Source organism: Sphingopyxis sp. FD7, assembly GCF_003609835.1.
Classification (GTDB): domain Bacteria; phylum Pseudomonadota; class Alphaproteobacteria; order Sphingomonadales; family Sphingomonadaceae; genus Sphingopyxis.
Genome location: NZ_AP017898.1, coordinates 462,754 through 484,050 on the forward strand (window position 1 = coordinate 462,754; position 21,297 = coordinate 484,050).

A 21,297-nucleotide genomic window follows, 5' to 3' on the forward strand; every position below is an offset into this window, starting at 1 on the left:
TGTATGAACGACCCGACCCCCATCGACCCCGCGGGTGGCTGTCCCGTCCACCAACCCGGCGGTGTTCGCGCGCTGCTCGGCCGCACCAACCGGGATTGGTGGCCCGACATGCTGGCGACCGAGATTCTGAGTCCGAATGGCCCGTCGAACCCGATGGGCGAGGATTTCGATTATGCGAAGGCATTCAGGTCGCTCGACTATTACGCGCTGAAGGACGATCTCAAGGCGCTGATGACCGACAGCCAACCCTGGTGGCCCGCCGATTATGGCCATTATGGTCCCTTCTTCATCCGCATGGCGTGGCACGCCGCGGGCACCTATCGCACCGCCGACGGACGCGGCGGCGCGAACAGCGGGCAACAGCGCTTCGCGCCGCTCGACAGCTGGCCCGACAACGGCAATCTGGACAAGGCGCGCCGCCTGCTTTGGCCGATCAAGCAGAAATATGGCAACAAGATCAGCTGGGCCGACCTGTTCGTCCTGGCCGGCAATGTCGCGATCGAAAGCATGGGCGGCCCGGTATTCGGCTTCGGCGGCGGCCGCGTCGATGTCTATGAACCCGAACGCGACATTTACTGGGGCAGCGAGGACAAATGGGTCAATGAGGGCGTCCAGACCCGCATCGACCCCGCCAAGGGCATGGAGACGATCGAGGGACCGCTCGCCGCGATCCAGATGGGTCTCATCTACGTCAATCCCGAAGGCCCCGGCGGCAATCCGCACGACGACGCGGGCATGGCGCGCGACATGAAGGAAACCTTCAAGCGCATGGCGATGAACGACGAGGAAACCGTCGCGCTCACCGCCGGCGGCCACACCTTCGGCAAGGCGCATGGCAATGGCGACGCCGCGCTGCTCGGCCCGGCGCCCGCGGGCGGCGACCTTGCCGCGCAGGGGTTCGGCTGGGTCAGTTCCCATGAAAGCGGCGGCATCGGCAAACATGCCGTCACCAGCGGCATCGAAGGCGCGTGGACCAACACGCCGCGCGAGTGGTCCGAAAATTATTTCCGCCTGCTGCTCGACTATGACTATGAACTGGTGAAGTCGCCTGCCGGCGCCTACCAGTGGCAGCCGATCAATCAGAAAGAGGAGGATATGGCGCCCGCGGCGTGGGATCCGAGCATCAAGGTTCCGACGATGATGACCACCGCCGACATGGCGCTGAAGCGCGATCCCGCCTATCGCGCGATCAGCGAGCGGTTCCGCAACGACCATGAAGCCTTCAAGGACGCCTTCGCGCGCGCCTGGTTCAAGCTCACGCACCGCGACATGGGGCCGAAGGTCCGTTATCTCGGCCCCGAAGTCCCTGACGAGGATCTGATCTGGCAGGATCCGATCCCCGCGGGCACCATGCCCTCGGACGCCGAGGTGCAGGCGGCGAAGGACAGGATCGCGGCGAGCGGCCTGACCGTCAGCCAGCTCATCAAGACCGCCTGGGCGTCGGCCAGCACTTTCCGCAAGTCCGACTTCCGCGGCGGCGCCAACGGCGCGCGCGTGCGCCTGGCGCCGCAGAAGGACTGGGAGGTCAACGAACCGGCGATGCTGGCGAAGGTGCTCGACACGCTCGACGGGCTGCGCGGCAGCCTGTCGATGGCCGACGCGATCGTGCTCGGCGGCGTGGTCGGGCTGGAAAAGGCGATCAGGGATGCCGGCTTCAACGTCCCCGTGCCCTTTGTGGGCGGCCGCGGCGATGCGACGCAGGAACAGACCGACGTCGAAAGCTTCGAGGTGATGGAGCCCGAGGCCGACGCCTTCCGCAACTATGTCGGCAAGAAGAAGCTGGCGGTGAAGGTCGAGGAAATGATGCTCGACCGCGCGTCGCTGCTCGGCCTGTCGGTGCCCGAGATGACGGTGCTGATCGGCGGGCTGCGCGTGCTCGGCGCCAACCACGGCGAGCGCGGTCACGGCCACTTCACCAGGCGCTCGGGACAGCTGACCAACGACTTCTTCGTCAACCTGCTCGACATGACGAATGTGTGGAAGGCGGTCGAGGGATCGGATGACCAGGAATATGTCGCGACCGACCGCGCGAGCGGCGGCGAGACCTGGCGCGCGACCCGCGCCGACCTGATCTTCGGGTCCAACTCGGAACTGCGCGCGGTCGCCGAAGTCTATGCCGAAAGCGGCCATGAGGAAAAGTTCGTCAAGGATTTCGTCAAGGCCTGGACCAAGGTGATGAACGCCGACCGTTTCGACCTCGCTTGACGGAGCGGGCGCGCCGACCGCGTAGCGGCGGCGCTCCCGCCCGGCCAGACGACGGGTCGCGACCCGCCTCCGGGGACATGGGCCTGGGGGCGGGTCTTTTTTTTGGGCGCCGCGCACCTGACCGACGATCGCGGGCGTGACAACGGCTTCGAGGTGCGAAGCGGTCGGCGCGGCCCGGCGCAATCGGCCCAAAGGTCAGGAAAGGTCAGCCTTTTCCGGTCGCTTCCTGCCATTCGCCAGCCAGCAATGTTAACGACGTCAATTTCTGCTTGACCCCGCGCAGCCGAGTTGCAATGTTTACGACGACAACATTGAGTCGACGAAAGGATGCGCCATGCGAACGCTGCTTTATGCGATCGGGCCGATGCTGTTCGATTCGCTCGGGATTATCGTCTTTGCCGCGTTGCTTGCCCTGGATGCCGGCATCGTTCCGGCGACGGTCGCGGGCACCGTGGTAGCGGTGGCGGTGGTCGGATATGAGCTGGCGCGCGGCAACAAGGTCGCGGCGCTGCAATGGATCAGTCTGGCGTCAGTCCTGCTGACCGCCGCCGCCACCCTGTTCACCGGCGACCCGCGCTTCGTGATGGCGAAGCCGACGATCGTCTATCTGATCGTCGGGACGGTGATGCTGCGCAAGGGCTGGCTGAACCGCTATATCCCGCCCGAACAGATGGCGATCGTCGGCGACGTGATGGACCGGTTCGGCATGATCTGGTCGGCGATGATGTTCGCGAGCGCGGGCCTGAACCTGATCGTTGCGCTTTTCTTCACCGCCTGGTGGCCGCTGTTCATTGGCGTCTTTCCGCTCGCGTCGAAGTTCGGCCTGTTCGCGGTTCACATAATGGTGGTGCATTATGTCACGCAGGCGCGGCTGCGGCGCGGTGCGGCGGTTGGTGAGTAACGCTTTCGTCATTGCGAGCGCAGCGAAGCAATCCCCAGCCATCGAACTGGAGATTGCTTCGCTGCGCTCGCAATGACGGTGTCTACTCGGCGTCGAGTCCGTAAGCGGTGTGCAGCACGCGCACCGCAAGCTCGGTTTCATCCTCGTCGATCAGCACGCTGACCTTGATCTCGCTGGTCGAGATCGCCTGGATGTTGATGCCGCGATCGGCGAGCGCGCGGAACATCGTGCTCGCGACGCCCGCATGGCTCTTCATGCCGACGCCGACGACGCTGACCTTGGCGACCTTGTCGTCGCTGATGACGCGGTTGAAACCGATCTTCTCCTTCGCGCCTTCGAGCAGGTCGATCGAGCGCAAAAGGTCGGCGCCGGGAACGGTGAAGGTCACGTCGGTTTCGCCCTTTTCGCGGCCGACATTCTGGATGATCATGTCGACGTTGATCCCGGCCGCGGCGAGCGGGCCGAAGATGTTGGCGACCGCGCCGGGCTTGTCGGGCACGCGCGTGACGATGATCTTCGCTTCATTCTTGTCGTGGGCGATGCCGGTGATCAGCTGCCGTTCCATCTGATGTTCCTCTATTTCCTCGTCGCTGACGATCATCGTGCCTTTTTTGGGCGCCTCGTCGCCCTCGACGAAGCTGGAGAGCACCTGCACGCGCACGCCCATCTTCATCGCCAGCCCGACCGAGCGCGTCTGGAGCACCTTCGCCCCGACGCTCGCGAGTTCGAGCATTTCCTCATAGGTCACATAGTCGAGCTTGCGCGCGCGCGCGACGATGCGCGGGTCGGTGGTGTAGACGCCGTCGACGTCGGTATAGATGTCGCAGCGGTCGGCCTTGACCGCCGCGGCGACGGCGACGGCGCTGGTGTCCGACCCGCCGCGGCCCAATGTCGAGACGCGGCCGTCGTCCATCATGCCCTGAAAGCCGGGAATCACCGCGACCTCGCCCTTCGCCATCGCGGCGCCGAGCGCCCCCGTGTCGATGTCGGCGATGCGCGCGCGCGCGTGCGCTTCCTCGGTGCGGATCGGCAGCTGCCAGCCGAGCCAGCTGCGCGCGGGGACGCCCATCGCCTGAAGGGTGAGCGCAAGCAGGCCCGATGTCACCTGTTCGCCCGATGCGACGACGACGTCATATTCGGCGGGGTCGTAGCGCGGGTTCGCTTCGCGGCAGAAACCCACCAGCCGGTCGGTTTCGCCTGCCATCGCCGAGACGACGACGGCGACCTCGTTGCCGTTGGCGACTTCGCGCGCAACGAGTTTCGCCACGGTGCGAATCCGCTCGGTGCCCGCCATCGACGTGCCCCCGAATTTCATCACGATCCGCGCCATCTCGCCCCGCTTTCCTGAACTGGTTTCGGCCGCAACTTTCCTGCAATTCTGCGGCGTTCGGCTGTTAGGCAAGGGGACAGGCTATGGCAAGCGCATGAAGGCCTCTCCACGATAGATTTTCTTGCGCCCGCGAAGGCAGGATGCCACATCGCTTCGCATGAGTGCTGCCACGATCAATCCGCACGAAGCCGCCCATTTCGGCGCGCTCGCCGCCGACTGGTGGGATCCGCGCGGATCGTCGGCGATGCTGCACCGCCTCAATCCGGTGCGCCTTGCCTATATCCGCGAACAGATCGACATGCATTGGCACGTCGATGCGCGCGAGCGCCATCCGCTGGCGGGCAAACGCGCGCTCGACGTCGGTTGCGGTGCTGGACTGCTGTGCGAACCGCTCGCGCGGATGGGCGCCGCGGTCACCGGCGTCGATGCCGCGCCGGAAAATATCGCCGCGGCGCGGACCCATGCGGCGGGGCAGGGGCTGGCGATCAGCTATTTTGCGGGCGAACTGGCTGACCTTCCTATTGCGTTCGCATCGAGCGAGGTCGAGATGCCCATCGGTCAAGCGCGCCTTCTCGGTGTCTCGACTTCGCTCGACACGAACGGGGAAGGGATAGGGCAATTCGATCTCGTCACCTCGATGGAGGTTGTCGAGCATGTCGCCGATCCGGCTGCCTTCGTTGCCGAGCTGGCGGCGCGGCTTGCGCCCGGCGGGCTGATGATCCTCTCGACCCCGAACCGCACGATCGCCTCGAAGCTGCTGCTCGTCGAGGCGGCCGAGCGTGTCGGGGCGGTGCCGCGCGGGACGCACGACTGGGACCGGTTTCTGAAGCCCGAAGAGCTGGCAGCGCTGCTCGATGGGGTGGGGCTGGAGGTCATCGACCGCACCGGGCTGGCGCCATCACCGGCGCGCGGCTTCAAGCTCGGCGGCAGTGAGGCGCTCAACTATCTGATGACCGCGCGGTGGGTGGACAAGAGCGTCTCGGGCGTTCAACCCTAGCTTCGTCATCCCGGCGAAGGCCGGGATCTCATCGTTTCGGCCTGACGCAATGGCGAGATCCCGGCCTTCGCCGGGATGACGAGGATAGGGAAATGCTACCGTTTACCGCCTTCGCGGGGGTTGACGCCTCGGAACCCCCGGCTTTCGCCGGGGCTTCCGTGGCGCATCAAAAATCCACATCCTCATAATATTTGGGCGGCGTCACAATCTCCATCCGCTCGGCGAGCAGCGGGCGGAACGAAGGTCGCGATTTCAGCCCCGAATACCAGCCCTTCGTCTGTTCATGCCCGGTCCAGTCGATGCCGCCCAGATAGTCGGCGACCGAGATATGGGCGGCGGCGGCCAGGTCGGCGAGGCTCATCGTCGCGCCGGCGAGCCAGGTGCGGTGATCGATCAGATAGTCGATATAGTCGAGATGGTTGTTCGCGGCCTTCATCGCCTCGCGCAGCGCGCCGCTGTCGGGCGGCTGGCGGTGGACGATGCGCTTCTGCATCCGCTCGAAAAGCAGCGGGCCGGTGACTTCATAATAGAAATCCTGGTCGAACCATGCGGTCAGGCGGCGGATTTCGGCGCGGTTGGCGGCGGTGCCGTTGATCATCGCCTTGCCCTCGACCGTTTCCTCGAAATATTCGGCGATCGCCATGCTGTCGATCAGCACCTGTCCGCGCGCCTGATCGACCATCACCGGGGTGCGGCCGGCGGGATTGAGGTCGATGAACTCGTCGCGGCGTTCCCACGGCGATTCGCGCACCAATTCGTAGCCGACACCCTTTTCGCCAAGCAGCAGGCGGACCTTGCGCGAAAAGGGACAGAGCGGGAATTGGTAAAGTTGCCACATGGATTTGGCATAGCGGCAGGGGGGCAGGGCGCGCAACGGCTATACTCGTAAGCTGTCGTCATCCCGGCGAAGGCCGGGATCTCGCCGGTGCTTTCCAATGCGAGGGTGAGATCCCGGCCTTCGCCGGGATGACGGCGCGGTGGGAACTCGGCTTACCGTCGCGAAGCTTCGCGCTCGCGTTCCCATTGCGCGGCGAGGTCGCGCGCCATGTCCCTCAGCACCGGGGCATAGGCCGCCATCGCCGATGCGGTGCGTCCTGCCATGCGCGCGCTGGCGCGCAGGTCGTCGCCCATGCGATCGGCAAAATCGGGATCGCGCCCCGCCAGCTCGCCGAGCGTCGCGTCGGCGGGGATATAGGCGGCGTCCGAATCGGGATCGACGCGCGCGACCGCTTCGGCGAGCGGGCCCACCGGCATTTGCATCAGCGCGCCGACGATCGCGGCGACCGTGTCGGCCATGCGTTCCTGCATCACCGGATCGTTGAGCGTGGCGGCCGGGTCGCGCATGTCGCTGGCTGCGGCAGGCAGCGGTGCGGCGAGCGCGATCAGGGGCAGCGCGAGCAGGGCAAGACGGGTCATGGCTTCCATCCCTTGAAAGGACCAAATGGCAGCAAAGCGCTGTGACTAGCGTGGCAACGCTTTCGCTGCGCTGAACGCTCCATGGGGGCGACGAAAACTACTCCGCCGCGACCACCTCGACCGCTTCCTCGCTCAACGGGTGGGCGAGACGGCTCAGCATTTCCCTGGGGCATATCTGCCAGAAACGGGTCCGCCAGCGGTCCCAGTCGGCGAGGATTTCGGCCGACCATTTGCTGCCCGTGGCGCTGGCATGGTCCTCGACCAGCGTTTTGAGCACGCCCTCCCAATGGCTGCTTGCGAGGCGCTGCCAGACGATCGATTCGCCGTTCGCGCGACGCTCGAACTGCCCGTCGGTGTCGAGCACAAAGGCCATGCCTCCCGTCATCCCCGCCCCGAAATTCGATCCGACAGGGCCTAGGATGACCGCGGTGCCGCCGGTCATATATTCGCAGCCGTTCGCGCCGCAGCCCTCGACGACGACATCGGCGCCCGAATTGCGCACCGCGAAGCGCTCGCCCGCCTGGCCGGCGGCGAGCAGGGTGCCCGCGGTCGCGCCGTAAAGCACGGTGTTGCCGACGATGCTGTTGTGCTGGCTGACCAGCGGGCTCGACACGGTGGGCCGCACGATGATGCGCCCACCCGACAGCCCTTTGCCGACATAGTCGTTCGCGTCGCCGAACACTTCGAGCGTGATGCCCTGGCACAGGAAGGCGCCCAATGACTGCCCCGCCGTGCCGCGCAGCCGCACCTGCACATGATCGTCGGCCAGCCCCTTCATCCCGAACTTGGCCGTGACTTCGGCCGACAGGCGCGTGCCGACCGCGCGGTGCGTGTTGCGGACATTGTAGGTGAGCTGCATCCGCTCGCCACGCTCGAACAGCGGCTTGGCGTCGTTCAATATCTGCGCGTCGAGGCTGTCGGGCACCGGGTTGCGGAAGTTCGGCCCCTGCGAGCGGCGCTGCTCGTCGGGGGCATCGACTTTCGCGAGGATCGGGTTCAGGTCGAGGTCGTCGAGATGCTCGGCGCCGCGGCTGACCTGACGCAACAGCTCGGTGCGGCCGATCACCTCGTCGAGGCTGCGGCAACCGAGCTTCGCGAGGATTTCGCGCACTTCCTCGGCGATGAAGGTCATCAGGTTGATGACCTTTTCGGGGCTGCCGGTGAACTTCTGCCGCAGCTTTTCGTCCTGCGTGCAGACACCGACGGGGCAGGTGTTGCTGTGGCACTGGCGCACCATGATGCAGCCCATCGCGACGAGGCTCAATGTGCCGATGCCGAACTCCTCGGCGCCGAGGATCGCCGCGATCACGATGTCGCGCCCGGTCTTCAGCCCGCCGTCGGTGCGCAGGCGGATGCGGTGGCGCAGGCCATTCAGGGTCAATACCTGATTGACCTCCGACAGCCCCATTTCCCATGGCGTGCCGGCATATTTGACGCTGGTTTGCGGGCTGGCGCCGGTGCCGCCGGTGTTGCCCGCGACGAGGATGACGTCCGCGTGCGCCTTGGCGACCCCTGCGGCAACGGTGCCGATGCCCGCCGAACTGACGAGCTTCACGCAGACGCGCGCCTTCGGGTTGATCTGTTTCAAATCATAGATGAGCTGCGCGAGATCCTCGATCGAATAGATGTCGTGGTGCGGCGGGGGCGAGATCAGCGTGACCCCCGGCGTCGCATGGCGCAGCCGCGCGATGAATTCGGTGACCTTGAAGCCCGGCAGCTGGCCGCCCTCGCCGGGCTTGGCGCCCTGCGCGACCTTGATCTCGATCTCGTCGCAGGCGCCCAGATATTCGGCGGTGACGCCGAAACGGCCGCTCGCGATCTGCTTGATATTGCTGTTGGCATTGTCGCCATTGGCATAGGGCCTGTAGCGTTCGCTCGCCTCGCCACCTTCGCCCGACACCGCCTTGGCGCCGATGCGGTTCATCGCGATCGCCAGCGTCTCGTGCGCCTCCGGCGACAGCGCGCCGAGCGACATGCCGGGGGTGACGAAACGCTTGCGGATCTCGGTGATCGCCTCGACGCTGTCGAGCGGCACGCCCTGCGCCGGATAGTTGAACTCCATCAGGTCGCGGAGATAGATCGGCGGCAGGTCGGCGACCCCGCGCGAGAACTGGAGGTAGGTCGAGTAACTGTCGGTCGCGACCGCGGTTTGCAGCAGGTGCATCAGCTGCGCCGAATAGGCGTGCGCCTCGCCGCCCGCGCGCTGGCGATAGAAACCGCCGATGGGCAGGGTGGTGACGCGCCCGTCGAACGCCGCTTCATGCTTCTCGGTCGCGTTGATGAACAGCGATTGATAGCCTTCGCCCGAAATCTTCGCCGGCATTCCGGGGAAGAGGTCGTTGACGAGCGCGCGGGACAGCCCCACCGCCTCGAAATTATAGCCGCCGCGATAGGAGGAGATCACCGCGATCCCCATTTTGGCGAGGATTTTCAGAAGCCCGTCGTCGATCGCCTTGCGGAACCGCTGGCGGCAGTCGTCCAGCGTCAGCTCGCTGCCGAACAGGCCGCGCGCGTGGCGGTCGGCGATCGTCGCCTCGGCCAGATAGGCGTGAACCGTCGTCGCGCCGACGCCGATCAGCACGGCAAAGGCGTGGGTGTCGAGCACTTCGGCCGAGCGGACGTTGATCGAGGCGTAGCTGCGCAGCCCCTTGCGCACGAGATGCGTGTGAACGGCGGCGGCGGCGAGCACCATCGCCATGCCGACGCGATTTTCGCTGATATTCTGGTCGGTCAGGAACAGCTCGCTGCGCCCCGCGCGCACCGCATCCTCGGCCTCGCGCCGAACCCGCGCGATCGCGTCGCGCAGCGTCGAGGCGTCGCCGCCGACGGGGAAGGTGCAGTCGATGTCGGCGACCGCATCGCCGAAATAGGCGCGCAGCCGATCCCAGTCGTCGCCGACGAGCACGGGCGAATCGATGACGAGGACATGGTCGCTCTGCCCCTTTTCGTCGAGGATGTTGGCGAGATTGGCAAAGCGCGTTTTCAGGCTCATCACATGGCGTTCGCGCAGACTGTCGATCGGCGGGTTGGTGACCTGGCTGAAGTTCTGGCGAAAAAATTGCGCGACGTGGCGCGGCTTGTCCGAAATCACGGCGAGCGGCGTGTCGTCACCCATCGACCCGACGGCTTCCTTCGCATCCTCGACCATCGGCGCGAGGATCAGCTCCATATCCTCCATGGTCAGCCCCGCGGCGACCTGCCGACGGAGCAGCTCGCTGCGGTCCCATGCCGACAGGCTGGCCCGGCCGCCCCTGGGCAGGTCGGCCATTGTGCGGAATCCCTTGACGCGCGCGGCATAGTCGGCGGCGCCCGCGATCCTGTCCTTGATCGCGCGGTCTTCGTAAAGCGTGCCCTTGTCGAGATCGACGGCGATCATCTGCCCCGGACCGAGGCGGCCCTTCTTGCGCACGCTCGCTTCGGGCAGCAGCACCATGCCGCTTTCTGACCCGACGACGAGCAGATTGTCGGCGGTCAGCGTGTAGCGCAGCGGGCGGAGCGCATTGCGGTCCATTCCCGCGACCGCCCAGCGGCCGTCGGTCATCGCGAGCGCGGCCGGGCCGTCCCACGGCTCCATCACGCTGGCGAGATAGGCGTACATCGCCTTGTGTGCCTCGGGCACGTCGGGATCGCTCGCCCAGGCTTCGGGCACCAGGATCAGCTTGGCGGTCGGCGCATCGCGACCCGCGCGGCACAAGGTTTCAAACACCGCGTCGAGCGCGGCGGTATCGCTCGCGCCCGCCGGGATCACCGGCTTGATGTCCTCCGAATGCTCGCCGAACGCGAGGCTCGCCATCTTGATCTCGTGGCTCTTCATCCAGTTCTTGTTGCCGCGGATCGTGTTGATCTCGCCATTGTGCGCGAGCGTGCGGAACGGCTGCGCGAGCCACCATTGCGGAAAGGTGTTGGTCGAATAGCGCTGGTGGAAGATCGCGACGCGGCTCTCGAACAGCTTGTTCGTGAGATCAGGGTAGAAATCGGCCAGACTCTCGGCGAGGAACAGCCCCTTGTAGATGATCGAGCGCGCCGACAGGCTGCAGATATAGAAATCGGCGATCTGCGCCGCGATCACCTTTTTCTCGATGCGGCGGCGGACGAGGTAGAGCTGCTTTTCGAACTCGTCGATCGACTGCTCTTCGGGCAGCGGCCCCGCGATCATGATCTGCTCGATTTCGGGGCGCGTGCGCTGCGCCTTGTCGCCGATCACCGACACGTCGACGGGCACCTGCCGCCAGCCATAGATGGTGAAGCCTGCGTCGATGATTTCCGCCTCGACGATCGTGCGGCATTCCTCCTGCGCTCCAAGGTCGGTGCGCGGCAGGAAGATCATGCCGACGGCGAGGCGGTTCGGCAGCACCTTGTGCCCCGACGCCGCGATCGCATCGTCGAAAAAGCGTTCGGGCAGGTCGACGTGGATTCCCGCCCCGTCCCCCGTCATGCCGTCGGCGTCGACCGCGCCGCGGTGCCACACGGCGCGCAAGGCCTCGATCGCCGCCTCGACCACGCGCCGCGACGGCTTGCCGTCGGTCGCCGCGACCATGCCGACGCCGCAGGCGTCGGATTCGAGGTCGGGGCGATACATGCCTTCGGCCGCGAGGCGCGCATGTTCGGGGGTGGGGTAGTGGGTCATCATCTTCGTCCTGACGGTCTTTTTCCAACTCGCCATCGCGGCCTTCGCCGGGATGGCGGATGGCGTTAATCTGACGGGTTCCGGCCGAGCCGTTCGCGCGCCTTTTCGACAGCCGCGGCTTCGGCCTCGAGATAGGCGGCCTCGAGTTCCTCGACGCGCTGCCGGTCGGCCTCCGACCAGTTGCTGCGATCATATTCGCTGTTCTCGACCGCCATCGCGGCGGCGTCCGCGGCATCGGCCGCCGCATCGACCGCATGATCGTCGGAATCCGCGGTATCGGTCGCGTCCATGGTGTCGGCGTTCCACATGTCGCGCTGTTCCTTGAGCGCGCTCACATCGACCTTCATCAGCCTGGCGAGCTTCGCCAGCTCCTCGTCGCCCAAATCGGCCAGCTGCTTTTCCTTGGGCAGCTCCTTCAAATCCTTCTCGATCGCCGGCGCGCGGTCGATGAATTTGGTGATCAGCGGCGGCACCGCCTTGACCACCGCCACCATCACTTCGGGGTCGGCCTGCAGCGCCATCCATTCGCTGGCATAGAGTTGACCCGTGGGGGTCGCGAGGAAGGCGTTGACATCGGCAAGCTGCGCGCCAGTGAAGCGGCGCGCATAGGCCTTGGCCAGGCCCGCGCGCATCGGCGGTTCCATGTCGGCGAGCGCCTCGCGGATCAACGGCATCACCACGCGCGTGATCTGCTCTTCGCGCTCCTTGCGATGCGGGTCGAACAGGTCGGCGATCTGTCCCTTGGTGGCATCGTCGAGCGCGGCAATCTTGTCGCTTTCGACGCCGGTCTTGATCGACAGCATCAGGTCCGACTGGCCGCTGAACTCGCCCATCAGCGTGCGGAACATCCGGCCATACAGATTGTCGAGCATCTTTTCGATGCTCCCGGCCGGGATCAGCGCGGCCGTCGTCTGCTCGGCAATCGCCAGCCGCGCGGGGTCGATCGGCGGCAGGCTCTTGGTATCGAACATTTTTTCGACGAGGGCGATCACCTCGTCCATTTCCTTCTGCATCTTGGCCTTGGCTTCGGCGGCCGCAGCCTCGCTGTCGAACGGCGTCGCCTCTTCGTCGTCTGCTGGCGTGGCGACGACCTCCGCCAGCGGCGCTTCGGTCGGCGCGGCAAGGACGGCGGCGGGCGCAAGCGCCGCGGCGCCGGCGAGCAGCATATAATTCCAGGTCGACATCATGAACTTCCTTCCCCTGTTGGTCATGCCGCCTTCTTTTCGCTATTCGCTTTCGCCTTCAACCATTTTGCCATCTGTTCGCTGACGTCGCGGCCGTCGCGGATGCCCCAGACGACCAGGCTTGCGCCGCGCACGATGTCGCCCGCGGCGAACACGCCGGGCAGGCTGGTCATCATCGTCTGATGATCGACGCGCAGCGTGCCCCAGCGCGTGACCGAAAGGTCGGGCGCGCCGAACAGGTGCGGCAGCTCCTCCGGATCGAAGCCCAGCGCCTTGATCACCATGTCGGCGGGCACGTCGAACCTGCGGCCCGGATCGGCCTCAGGGCTTCGGCGACCGCTCGCGTCGGGCGCGCCGAGGCGCATTCCCGCGACCGCGACCTCCTTGACATGCGTGTCGGCGGTGAAGCTTTCGGGGGCCGACAGCCAGACGAACTCGACGCCCTCCTCCTCGGCGTTGGCGACCTCGCGCTGCGACCCCGGCATATTGTCGCGGTCGCGGCGATAGAGGCATTTCACCGACTTCGCGCCCTGCCGCACCGCGGTGCGCACACAATCCATCGCGGTGTCGCCGCCGCCGATCACGACGACATGCTTGCCCTTTGCGTCGAGGCGGCCGTCGTCGAAGGCGGGCACCGCGTCGCCAAAACCCTTGCGGTTGGACGCCACCAGATAATCGAGCGCGGCGATCACGCCCGCGGCTTCGTTGCCGGGCACGTTGATCTCGCGCGCCTTGTATACGCCCGTCGCGACCAGGATCGCGTCATGCCTCTGCCGCAACTCGTCGAGCGTCGCGTCCCTGCCCACGTCGAAGCCGAGGTGGAAATGGATGCCGCCTTCGACCAGCCGGTCGATGCGGCGCATCACGACGTCCTTCTCCAGCTTGAAGCCGGGTATGCCATAGGTGAGGAGGCCGCCCGCGCGGTCGTGGCGGTCATAGACATGCACCTCATGCCCCGCGGCGCGCAGATATTCGGCGGCGGTCAGCCCCGCAGGCCCCGCGCCGATGACGCCGACCGACTGGCCGGTCGCGGCGGCGACGTGCAGCGGCTCGACCCAGCCTTCGGCCCAGGCCGTGTCGGTGATATATTTTTCGACGCTGCCGATCGTCACCGCGCCGTGGCCCGAAAACTCGATCACGCAATTGCCTTCGCACAGGCGATCCTGCGGGCAGATGCGCCCGCAGATTTCGGGCATCGTCGAGGTCGCGTTGCTCAGTTCATAGGCCTCGCGCAGCCGGCCTTCGGCGGTCAGGCGCAGCCAGTCGGGGATATGGTTGTGCAGCGGGCAATGCACCGCGCAGTAAGGCACGCCGCACTGCGAACAGCGCGCCGCCTGCGCGTCGGCTTGCGGAGCCGAATAGCGTTCGGCGATCTCGCGAAAGTCGCGCGCGCGCTCCTCGGGCGAGCGCTTGTCCGGGTAGGATTGTTCACGCCCCACAAATTGGAGCATGCGTTCGGAAGCCATGCAATATCCCCTTCGTTGCGCGGGGATTTGCACGGGCGAAAGGCTGCTGTCACGGCCGAATCGCCAGTTAGGACAGAATTACTAACCTAAAATTGATGCTGATTTTCACGTTTTTCTGTCCGCGCAATAATCTTTCGCAATTTAGTATCTTTTCGGACCTATTTCAGCGCAAGCCATAGCAGCGCGCCCGCGCCGATGACGATCCGATACCAGGCGAAAGGGGCAAATCCGAACCGCCCGACGATCGCCACGAACGCCTTCACCACGACCAGTGCGACGAGAAAGGCGACGAACAGCCCGATCGCGATCGCGTTCACATCGTCGACGGTCAGGATCGCGCGATCCTTCCACAGCGAATAGGCGGTCGCGCCCATCATCGTCGGCACCGCGAGAAAGAAGCTGAACTCGGCCGCCGTCTTGCGCTCAACCCCCATCAGCAACGCGCCCATGATCGTCGCGCCCGAGCGGCTGACGCCGGGAATCATCGCGATGCACTGCACTGCGCCAATGGCGATCGCGGTGCGCAGCGGCATCGCCTCGACGCTTTCGACCTTGACCAGCTTGACCATGCGTTCGATCGCCAGGATCGCGACGCCGCCGACGAGAAGCGCGACCGCGACCGTCGCGGGCGATTCGAGCAGCGCGCGGATGCCTTCATAGGCGACAGCGCCGACGAGCATCGCAGGCAGGAAGCCGATCAATATATTGCGCGTGAACGCGACCGCCGACGGCTCGCCGCGCAGCAGCCCCGTGCCGACCGTCCAGAAGCGCGCGCGATAGGCGACGAGCACCGCGAGGATCGCGCCGAGCTGAATCGCGATCTTGAACGCCGCCGACCCTTCGCCAGTGAACCCCAGCAATTCGCTCGCCAGGATCAGGTGCCCCGTCGAGGAAACGGGAAGGAACTCGGTCAGCCCCTCGATGATGCCGAGCAGGATGACGGTAAGGAGGTCGTGCATGAAATGTCCTGGGGAATGCCCCGGCAATCACATTGCGATCACCGGCGCTGAAGAGCCGTCAGGCCGTGGTTTCGACCGCGAACCGGCCGTGGCGGCGATATTGCACCAGCCAGCCGTCGGCGACCGATGCGAGGGCGGTGGGCGTGATGCCAAGCTCGGCGAGGCCCGCCGCGCCGTCCGCCACGACATTGTCATGCTGGAGCATCAGCCATTGATCGGATGTGATCGGCGCGCCCGGTAGCCATCCGAAGCCGTTCGCGAGCGCCGAGGCCAGACCATCGGGCACATCGACGAACAACGGCGAGCGCCGCGTCGCATCGGCGATCCAGCGTAGCAGTTCGCGCATCGTCAGCACCTGCGGTCCGCCGAGCTCGAACAGCTTGTCGGTGGCCGTGCCGGCGAGCGCGGCGACGACCGCGTCGGCGACGTCGCCGACATAGACCGGCTGGAACTTCGCTTGCGGTGCGATCACCGGCATGATCGGCGTGACGCGCATCATCCCGGCAAAGCGGTTGATGAAATGGTCTTCGCGGCCAAAGATGATCGAGGGGCGCAGGATGGCCGCCTCGGCAAAGGCTGCGCGCACTGCGGCCTCGCCGTCGCCTTTGCTGCGGCCATAGGCGGAGGCGCTTTCGCGATCGGCGCCGATCGCCGAAACATGGACCAGCGCGCCCGCGCCCGCCGCCTTTGCCGCCGTGGCGACATGGCCCGCGCCATCGGCCTGCACCGCGCGCATATCGTCGAACGCGCCGACGAGGTTGATCACCGCGTCGCTGCCCTGCACCGCGCGCGCCACGCTCGCCGCGTCGCGGACGTCGGCGGCGACGAACTGTGTCTGGCCCAGCCCGCCCAGCGGCTTCAGGAAGGTCGCCGCGCGCGGGTCGCGCTGGGCGACGCGGACGCGTGCGCCGCGCGTCAGCAGCCGCTGCACGACATAGCGGCCGAGGAAACCGCCGCCGCCCAGCACCGTGATCAATTGCCCGTCGAAAGTCTGCATGGGTCCGCCTGTATCGATTCTCTTGAAGGGGCGCACGCGGGCGCCGAACGGCTTTCCCATGCCGCGAAGCGGCGGGGCGGGCAAGGGAGAAGGCGGCTTTGCAGCGCAAATCGGGCCGCTTTGCGATAAAAAGCACGGCCGCGGCGGGAGCGCGGTTGACAAGCCGATGGCCGCCCCGCTAAGCGCCCGCTCCTACCCCGTGCCCAGATGGCGGAATTGGTAGACGCACCAGCTTCAGGTGCTGGCGATCGCAAGGTCGTGGAGGTTCGAGTCCTCTTCTGGGCACCATCTGTTCTCCTCGGAATGTCCGAGGACGTCCAGTAAGCGGCTGGTTTTTCACCGCTTTTTCGATGAGACTCGCTGAGTGGAATCCAGGCTGATCCAGCCGGAACCATCAGCGTACCATCAGCTTTGATGGTGTTTTTGATGGTTTCGGTCAGCCTATCGAAGGTGAAACCATCATGTCGCTTACCCACATCCAGATTTCAAACGCTAAACCCAAGGAAAAAGCCTATAAATTGGCTGACGCCGACGCCCTGTACCTTGTGGTCAGGCCGAGCGGCGCAAAAGTCTGGCGAATGAACTATCGCTATCTCGATCGGCAAAAGACGCTCTATTTCGGGTCGTGGCCCGATGTCGGCATCGCGTCCGCTCGCGAATTGCGTGACGAGGCACGCAAGAAGCTCATCGCCGGGCTTGATCCCGCGGCGGAGAAGAAGGTCGCGCGGATCACCCAGAAGATCGCGCAGGACAACACGTTCAAGGCCATCGCCGAGGAATGGCTGGTGAAAATCGAACGAGAAGAGCGCGCGCCAGTCACGCTTCGGAAGGTACGATGGCTCCTCGACATCGCCGAACCGATGATCGGCAGTCGCCCGATATCGAAACTCACCGCGCAGGAAATCCTGGCCGTTCTCCGTAAAGTCGAGGCGAACGGCCGATATGAAAGCGCGCGGCGCATGCGGAGCGTGATTAGCCGAGTGTTCCGCTACGCCATTGCGACCGCCAGAGCCGACCGCGATCTCGCGGCCGATCTCCGCGGTGCGCTGATCACTCCGAAGGTGAAGCACCACGCCGCCATCACGGCCCCGAAGGACGTCGGCGCGCTGCTCCGCGCTATCGATGGTTACACTGGCCACGAACTCACCGCGGTCGCGCTTCGATTGACGCCGCACCTTTTCGTCAGACCGGGCGAACTGCGCCAGGCAGAATGGGCGGAGATTGATTACGATGATGCCGTCTGGTCGATCCCAGCCGAGAAGATGAAAATGCGCCGCTCGCTCTGCGTCCCCCTGTCACGGCAAGTTCTTGCGATGCTTGAAGAGCTCCGCGCCCTTACCGGCCATGGGAAATATCTCTTCCCGTCCTTTCGGACGCCCCGCCGTTGCATGTCGGAGAATACTGTCAGCGCCGCGCTTCGGCGGCTGGGCTACAGCCGTGAAGAGATGACGGCTCATGGATTCCGCGCGACGGCCGCCACTCTCCTCAACCAGATGGGAATGTGGCACCCGGATGCGATCGAAAGGCAACTGGCACATCTAGATGCCAATGCGACGCGCCGGGTCTACACCCGGGGCGAATATTGGGATGAACGTGTTCGCATGATGCAGCATTGGTCCGACTATCTCGACGAACTGCGCGATGGTGCGCAAATTCTCCGCCCTGCCTTCGGCAAAAGTGCAACCTCGACCGCCTAGCGGCCGATCAGGGCCTTGAGACTCGTATAAAGAACCAACGTGGACCGGCCGACTTTGACGACCTCAAGGTCGCCGGACACGATCAACTCGTAAATTCTCGACCGGCTGAGCCCTGTCAGCTCGACTGCGGTCGGAATTCGCACGGTCAATGGCTCCATGAAGACGATTTCGGACCGTGACAAATCGAGATCCTGCATTTTCCTTGTCCTCGGGATGGATCAATGTCGCGAGCGCGGCTCCAACGCAGCATTCGCCATCGCAAGCGTGCCGGTTGCTACGCCACCTCACAATAATCAGGGCAGGATCGTGCCGTTGAGCGGTATCGCCGCGCCGCGTGACTTCGTCACCAGGTGGCCGCGAAAAGCACGACAGGAGAGAGGAGGAGCTTGAGCGAAGTCTGATCTGATCGCGAGAATTCCAATGTCTGTTGCCCTTTCGACTCTCCATGATTCCGAATTGGAGGCTGCCGGGGCCGCACTGGTCAGGGGCCTTGGCGGTTTCTGGCAGGGATCGACTGGAATGTGTCGCTGCCCAGCTCACGATGACCGAACGCCGAGCCTATCGGTTCGCGTTGGCGACACCCGACTCTTGTTCAAATGCTTTGCCGGCTGCGACACGCGCGACGTGCTGCGCGCCATTCGGCGGCTCGATCCGAATGCCTTGGGCGCAAAGGGCGATGGAATCGCCAAGCAGTTCGAGCTCGACCGATGGCTGCAAAAGCGCGCCTTCGATCTTTGGAAGGTCGGACGGCCGATAAATTGGACTATCGCCGAGACCTACCTACGCAATCGGTCGATTCACATCGCGCTCAATTCTTTGCGCTTCTGCGACCGAACTCCGCTCGGCAAGGGCAAGGCGGCACGGTTTCGCCCGGCGATGCTCGCCGCCGTCACCGACGATTCCGGTCTGCTCGCCGTCCAGAGGACCTTTCTCGATGCCCGCGGGCGGCGTGCACGCGACCTTCGCCACCCTCGCCGCCTGCTAGGCCACCCCTGCGGCGGTGCCGTACGGCTCGCACCAGCAACCGAAACTCTCGGCATTGCCGAAGGCGTCGAGACGGCGGTCTCGGCGATGATACTGCTCGGCATCCCGGTCTGGGCGACGCTCGGCAATGAACGCCTCCCCCATGTTGCCATCCCGAAATCCGTGAACCGCCTCATCCTGCTCCCCGACAATGACAATGCGGGACGCCTCGCCGTGCCGCCTGCAACCGAGGCCCATACGGCACCCGGACGGCAGATCGACACGATCTGGCCGTGGCACGGTCGGAACGACTGGAACGATGTCCTACGGGAAGGAGGGAAGGGGGTGGGGGACTGGCGGCGCCGAGTGGCCTGATGGTCGGGCCTCCGCCGCCAGGAGACGGACTATGACATATCCGATCGTATACGCGCTTGCGCGTAACTGCGTCGCTTCCCCGCTGAATGTCCGAACGGAAAGCGACCCCGACGCCGACGCCGAACTGGAAGCGATGATCGGCCAAGCCGGCTTCGTGCTCCAGAACCTGATCGGCACCGCGATCAAGCGCAAGAAGGACAGCTACAGCATTTTCGGTGGCGGCCGGCGTCTCGCGCGGGTTCATGCCCTGATCGAAAAGGGACAGCTCCCGGAAGACTTCAGCGTGCCGGTCATGGTGATGCCGGACGCGAAAAACGCCATCGAGCTCAGCCTCGCTGAAAACCAGAAGCTGCCGATGACCGCCGCCGATGAATGCACGGCCTTCAAGAACATGATCGAGAAGGAAGGCAAAACCCCGGCGCAGGTTGCCGCGCGGTTCGGCAAGACCGAGCGCTTCGTGCTCGGGCGTGTTCGGCTCGCCGATCTTCACGAGACGATCTTCGAAGCGTTGCGCAAGGGCGACATCACGCTCGAGGTCGCCAAGGCTTATGGCAGCACGTCCGACACCGTGCGCCAGGCCCGTGTGTTCGAGCAGTATCAGGGCAGCTATTACAAGGATGATGTCTATACCATCCGGCGCGAACTCGCGACCGGCTGCTATCGGGGCGGCGATCCCAAGGCGCTGCTCGTCGGCCGCGAATCCTATGTCGAGGCTGGTGGACGGATCGACTCTGACCTCTTCTCCGACAGCGCGTCGGAAAACTGGATCGATGGCGACATTCTCGATCGCCTTGCCGATGAAAAGCTTGCGGTCGAGGCCGAAGCGATCCGCGAACGCGAGGGTTTTGGCGAAATCCGTGCATTGCCGACCACGCGCGTCTCATACACAGAGCTTGACGGTCTGAGCCCGGTTCGCGGTGAGGTTCCGCCACCCACGGAAGAGGATGAAGCGCGCTGCGCCGAGATCGAGGCCGAATTGACCATCATCGCCGAAGCCGCGAACGAAAGCGACGACGGCATCACCGATGATGACGAACAGCGTTATCGCGATCTGGAATCCGAACTGCGCGATATTCAGAATCGTCCGCCGGTGTTGTCCGACGACCAGAAGGCCTCGGCGCTCGCCTTCGTCGTCCTCGGCGAGGATGGCCAGCCCCGGGTTCATCATCAGATCTACCGAACCCCCGAAGCGATGAGCGAAACCGATGACTCGGATGATGACCGCGACGATGCGGCTCCTGGCGGAGCATCAGGCAAACCCGCGATCAGCCAGCGGCTCGCTGACGAACTCGCAACGATGAAGGCGGAGCTGCTTCGCGTCCATGTCGCCAGCGACCCGCGGTTCGCGCTCGATCTCGGGACGTTCGTGATGGTCGATGCCGCGCAGCGGCGTTACGGGGCGAGCGATCTCGCAAGCGAGCTCCGGGCCGATGCGGCGCCGTCGCGCGTCATCGGGTTCGAGAGCGGCACGACGGCGGCCGAGGAATGGGCTAAGCTCGAAGCCGGACTCGATCGGAGCTGGATCAACCCTTATGCCGGAGTCACCGGCCGCTACGATGCCTTCTGCGCGCTTGGTGAGGAAGCACGCGCGGCATGGCTCGGCTGGGCAATCGTCCGCACGATCCAGGCCGTGCCCGCCAAGACGACCGGCAGCGATTTCGTCGATCACCTCGGCTGCAAGCTCGGGATCGACGTCGCCGCCTGGTGGCGACCGACCGCGAAGAATTACTTCAAACGGCTGACCAAGACGACGATCCTCGACCTGTTCGCTGAAATCGGCGGCAGCGAACTCGGCCAGCGATACGGCGCCTCGAAGAAGGACCTCCTCGCGTCCTCGGCCGAGCAGCTCTTCGCGGGCAACATCATCGTGGAAGCCGACGTCAAGGAAAAGGCGCTGGCCTGGCTTCCCGACGCGATGCGCTTCGAGCAGCCCGTTGCAGAGCTGGCGAACGACGATGTCGACGTGGAGTCTGCTGATGCCGCCGAACTGACGGTCGACGACGATCCGGTCGGTGCTGGCGACGAGGACGAACCGGTGGCCGACGCGGCCTGATCAGCCAGCGCCGACCTCGATGAGGGGCTGCGACGATGCGTCGCGGCCCCTTTTTCATGCCGCCTACCCGACTGGAGGAAAGGGGGAGGGCGGTGTGCGGCAGGGGCAGGCGCCCCGGAGCCGTTTC

At 65.3% G+C, this 21,297-nt stretch carries 15 protein-coding genes and 1 tRNA gene; 7 read left to right on the forward strand and 9 right to left on the reverse strand.

The features are described 5' to 3' along the window. Nucleotides 1-3: 3 nt before the first annotated feature. Together katG and SPYCA_RS02170 are read left to right on the forward strand one after the other, a co-directional pair. A complete protein-coding gene (gene katG / locus SPYCA_RS02165) occupies nt 4-2,205 on the forward strand; it encodes a catalase/peroxidase HPI (protein WP_120218771.1) in 2,202 nt (733 codons plus the stop codon). 334 nt (nt 2,206-2,539) lie between these two features. After that, a complete protein-coding gene (locus tag SPYCA_RS02170; protein ID WP_120218772.1) occupies nt 2,540-3,106 on the forward strand; it encodes a septation protein IspZ in 567 nt (188 codons plus the stop codon). Between the two features lie 82 nt (nt 3,107-3,188). Here SPYCA_RS02170 and SPYCA_RS02175 read toward each other — a convergent pair whose 3' ends face one another. Then, complete coding sequence (locus SPYCA_RS02175; RefSeq protein ID WP_120218773.1) at nt 3,189-4,436, reverse strand: aspartate kinase; 1,248 nt, start codon at nt 4,434-4,436, stop codon at nt 3,189-3,191. A gap of 157 nt (nt 4,437-4,593) precedes the next feature. On the opposite strand from SPYCA_RS02175, the gene ubiG reads away from it, so the two are divergent. Further along, the gene (gene ubiG, locus SPYCA_RS02180; protein WP_120218774.1) at nt 4,594-5,433 is read left to right on the forward strand and encodes a bifunctional 2-polyprenyl-6-hydroxyphenol methylase/3-demethylubiquinol 3-O-methyltransferase UbiG; all 840 of its coding nucleotides are present in this window, start codon (nt 4,594-4,596) and stop codon (nt 5,431-5,433) included. Nucleotides 5,434-5,599: 166 nt separating this feature from the next. Here ubiG and SPYCA_RS02185 read toward each other — a convergent pair whose 3' ends face one another. The 7 genes from SPYCA_RS02185 to SPYCA_RS02215 form a co-directional block, all read right to left on the reverse strand. Then, nucleotides 5,600-6,271, reverse strand: coding sequence for a glutathione S-transferase family protein (locus SPYCA_RS02185; RefSeq protein ID WP_120218775.1), 672 nt, complete (start codon nt 6,269-6,271; stop codon nt 5,600-5,602). Nucleotides 6,272-6,423: 152 nt separating this feature from the next. After that, nucleotides 6,424-6,849 (reverse strand): hypothetical protein, encoded by a 426-nt coding sequence (locus tag SPYCA_RS02190; protein ID WP_120222105.1) that lies wholly within the window; start codon nt 6,847-6,849, stop codon nt 6,424-6,426. A gap of 97 nt (nt 6,850-6,946) precedes the next feature. Beyond that, entirely contained in the window at nt 6,947-11,479 is a 4,533-nt protein-coding gene (gltB, locus tag SPYCA_RS02195) for a glutamate synthase large subunit (RefSeq protein WP_120218776.1), read from the reverse strand. 62 nt (nt 11,480-11,541) lie between these two features. Beyond that, on the reverse strand, nt 11,542-12,660 hold the full coding sequence (locus tag SPYCA_RS02200) for a DUF2059 domain-containing protein (RefSeq protein ID WP_232003463.1): 1,119 nt from the start codon (nt 12,658-12,660) through the stop codon (nt 11,542-11,544). Nucleotides 12,661-12,683: 23 nt separating this feature from the next. Then, nucleotides 12,684-14,126, reverse strand: coding sequence for an NAD(P)-dependent oxidoreductase (locus tag SPYCA_RS02205; RefSeq protein WP_120218778.1), 1,443 nt, complete (start codon nt 14,124-14,126; stop codon nt 12,684-12,686). A 158-nt stretch (nt 14,127-14,284) separates the two neighbouring features. After that, nucleotides 14,285-15,085, reverse strand: a complete 801-nt coding sequence (locus tag SPYCA_RS02210) for an undecaprenyl-diphosphate phosphatase (protein ID WP_120218779.1) — start codon at nt 15,083-15,085, stop codon at nt 14,285-14,287. A gap of 58 nt (nt 15,086-15,143) precedes the next feature. Beyond that, nucleotides 15,144-16,082, reverse strand: a complete 939-nt coding sequence (locus tag SPYCA_RS02215; protein WP_120218780.1) for a complex I NDUFA9 subunit family protein — start codon at nt 16,080-16,082, stop codon at nt 15,144-15,146. Between the two features lie 201 nt (nt 16,083-16,283). Here SPYCA_RS02215 and SPYCA_RS02220 point away from each other — a divergent pair. Next, nucleotides 16,284-16,370 (forward strand) — tRNA-Leu (locus tag SPYCA_RS02220). A gap of 173 nt (nt 16,371-16,543) precedes the next feature. Further along, nucleotides 16,544-17,779: a tyrosine-type recombinase/integrase gene (locus tag SPYCA_RS02225; RefSeq protein WP_120218781.1), complete on the forward strand. Its 1,236-nt coding sequence runs from the start codon at nt 16,544-16,546 to the stop codon at nt 17,777-17,779. Here the strand turns inward: SPYCA_RS02225 and SPYCA_RS02230 are convergent. Next, nucleotides 17,776-17,976: a helix-turn-helix domain-containing protein gene (locus tag SPYCA_RS02230; RefSeq protein ID WP_054588750.1), complete on the reverse strand. Its 201-nt coding sequence runs from the start codon at nt 17,974-17,976 to the stop codon at nt 17,776-17,778. The genes SPYCA_RS02225 and SPYCA_RS02230 overlap by 4 nt on opposite strands. Before the next feature lie 427 nt (nt 17,977-18,403). Between SPYCA_RS02230 and SPYCA_RS02235 the strand changes: the two genes are divergently transcribed. Both SPYCA_RS02235 and SPYCA_RS02240 read left to right on the forward strand, forming a co-directional pair. Further along, a complete protein-coding gene (locus SPYCA_RS02235) occupies nt 18,404-19,117 on the forward strand; it encodes a DUF7146 domain-containing protein (RefSeq protein ID WP_232003465.1) in 714 nt (237 codons plus the stop codon). Between the two features lie 31 nt (nt 19,118-19,148). Next, nucleotides 19,149-21,170: a ParB/RepB/Spo0J family partition protein gene (locus SPYCA_RS02240; protein ID WP_120218783.1), complete on the forward strand. Its 2,022-nt coding sequence runs from the start codon at nt 19,149-19,151 to the stop codon at nt 21,168-21,170. Nucleotides 21,171-21,297: the final 127 nt, after the last annotated feature.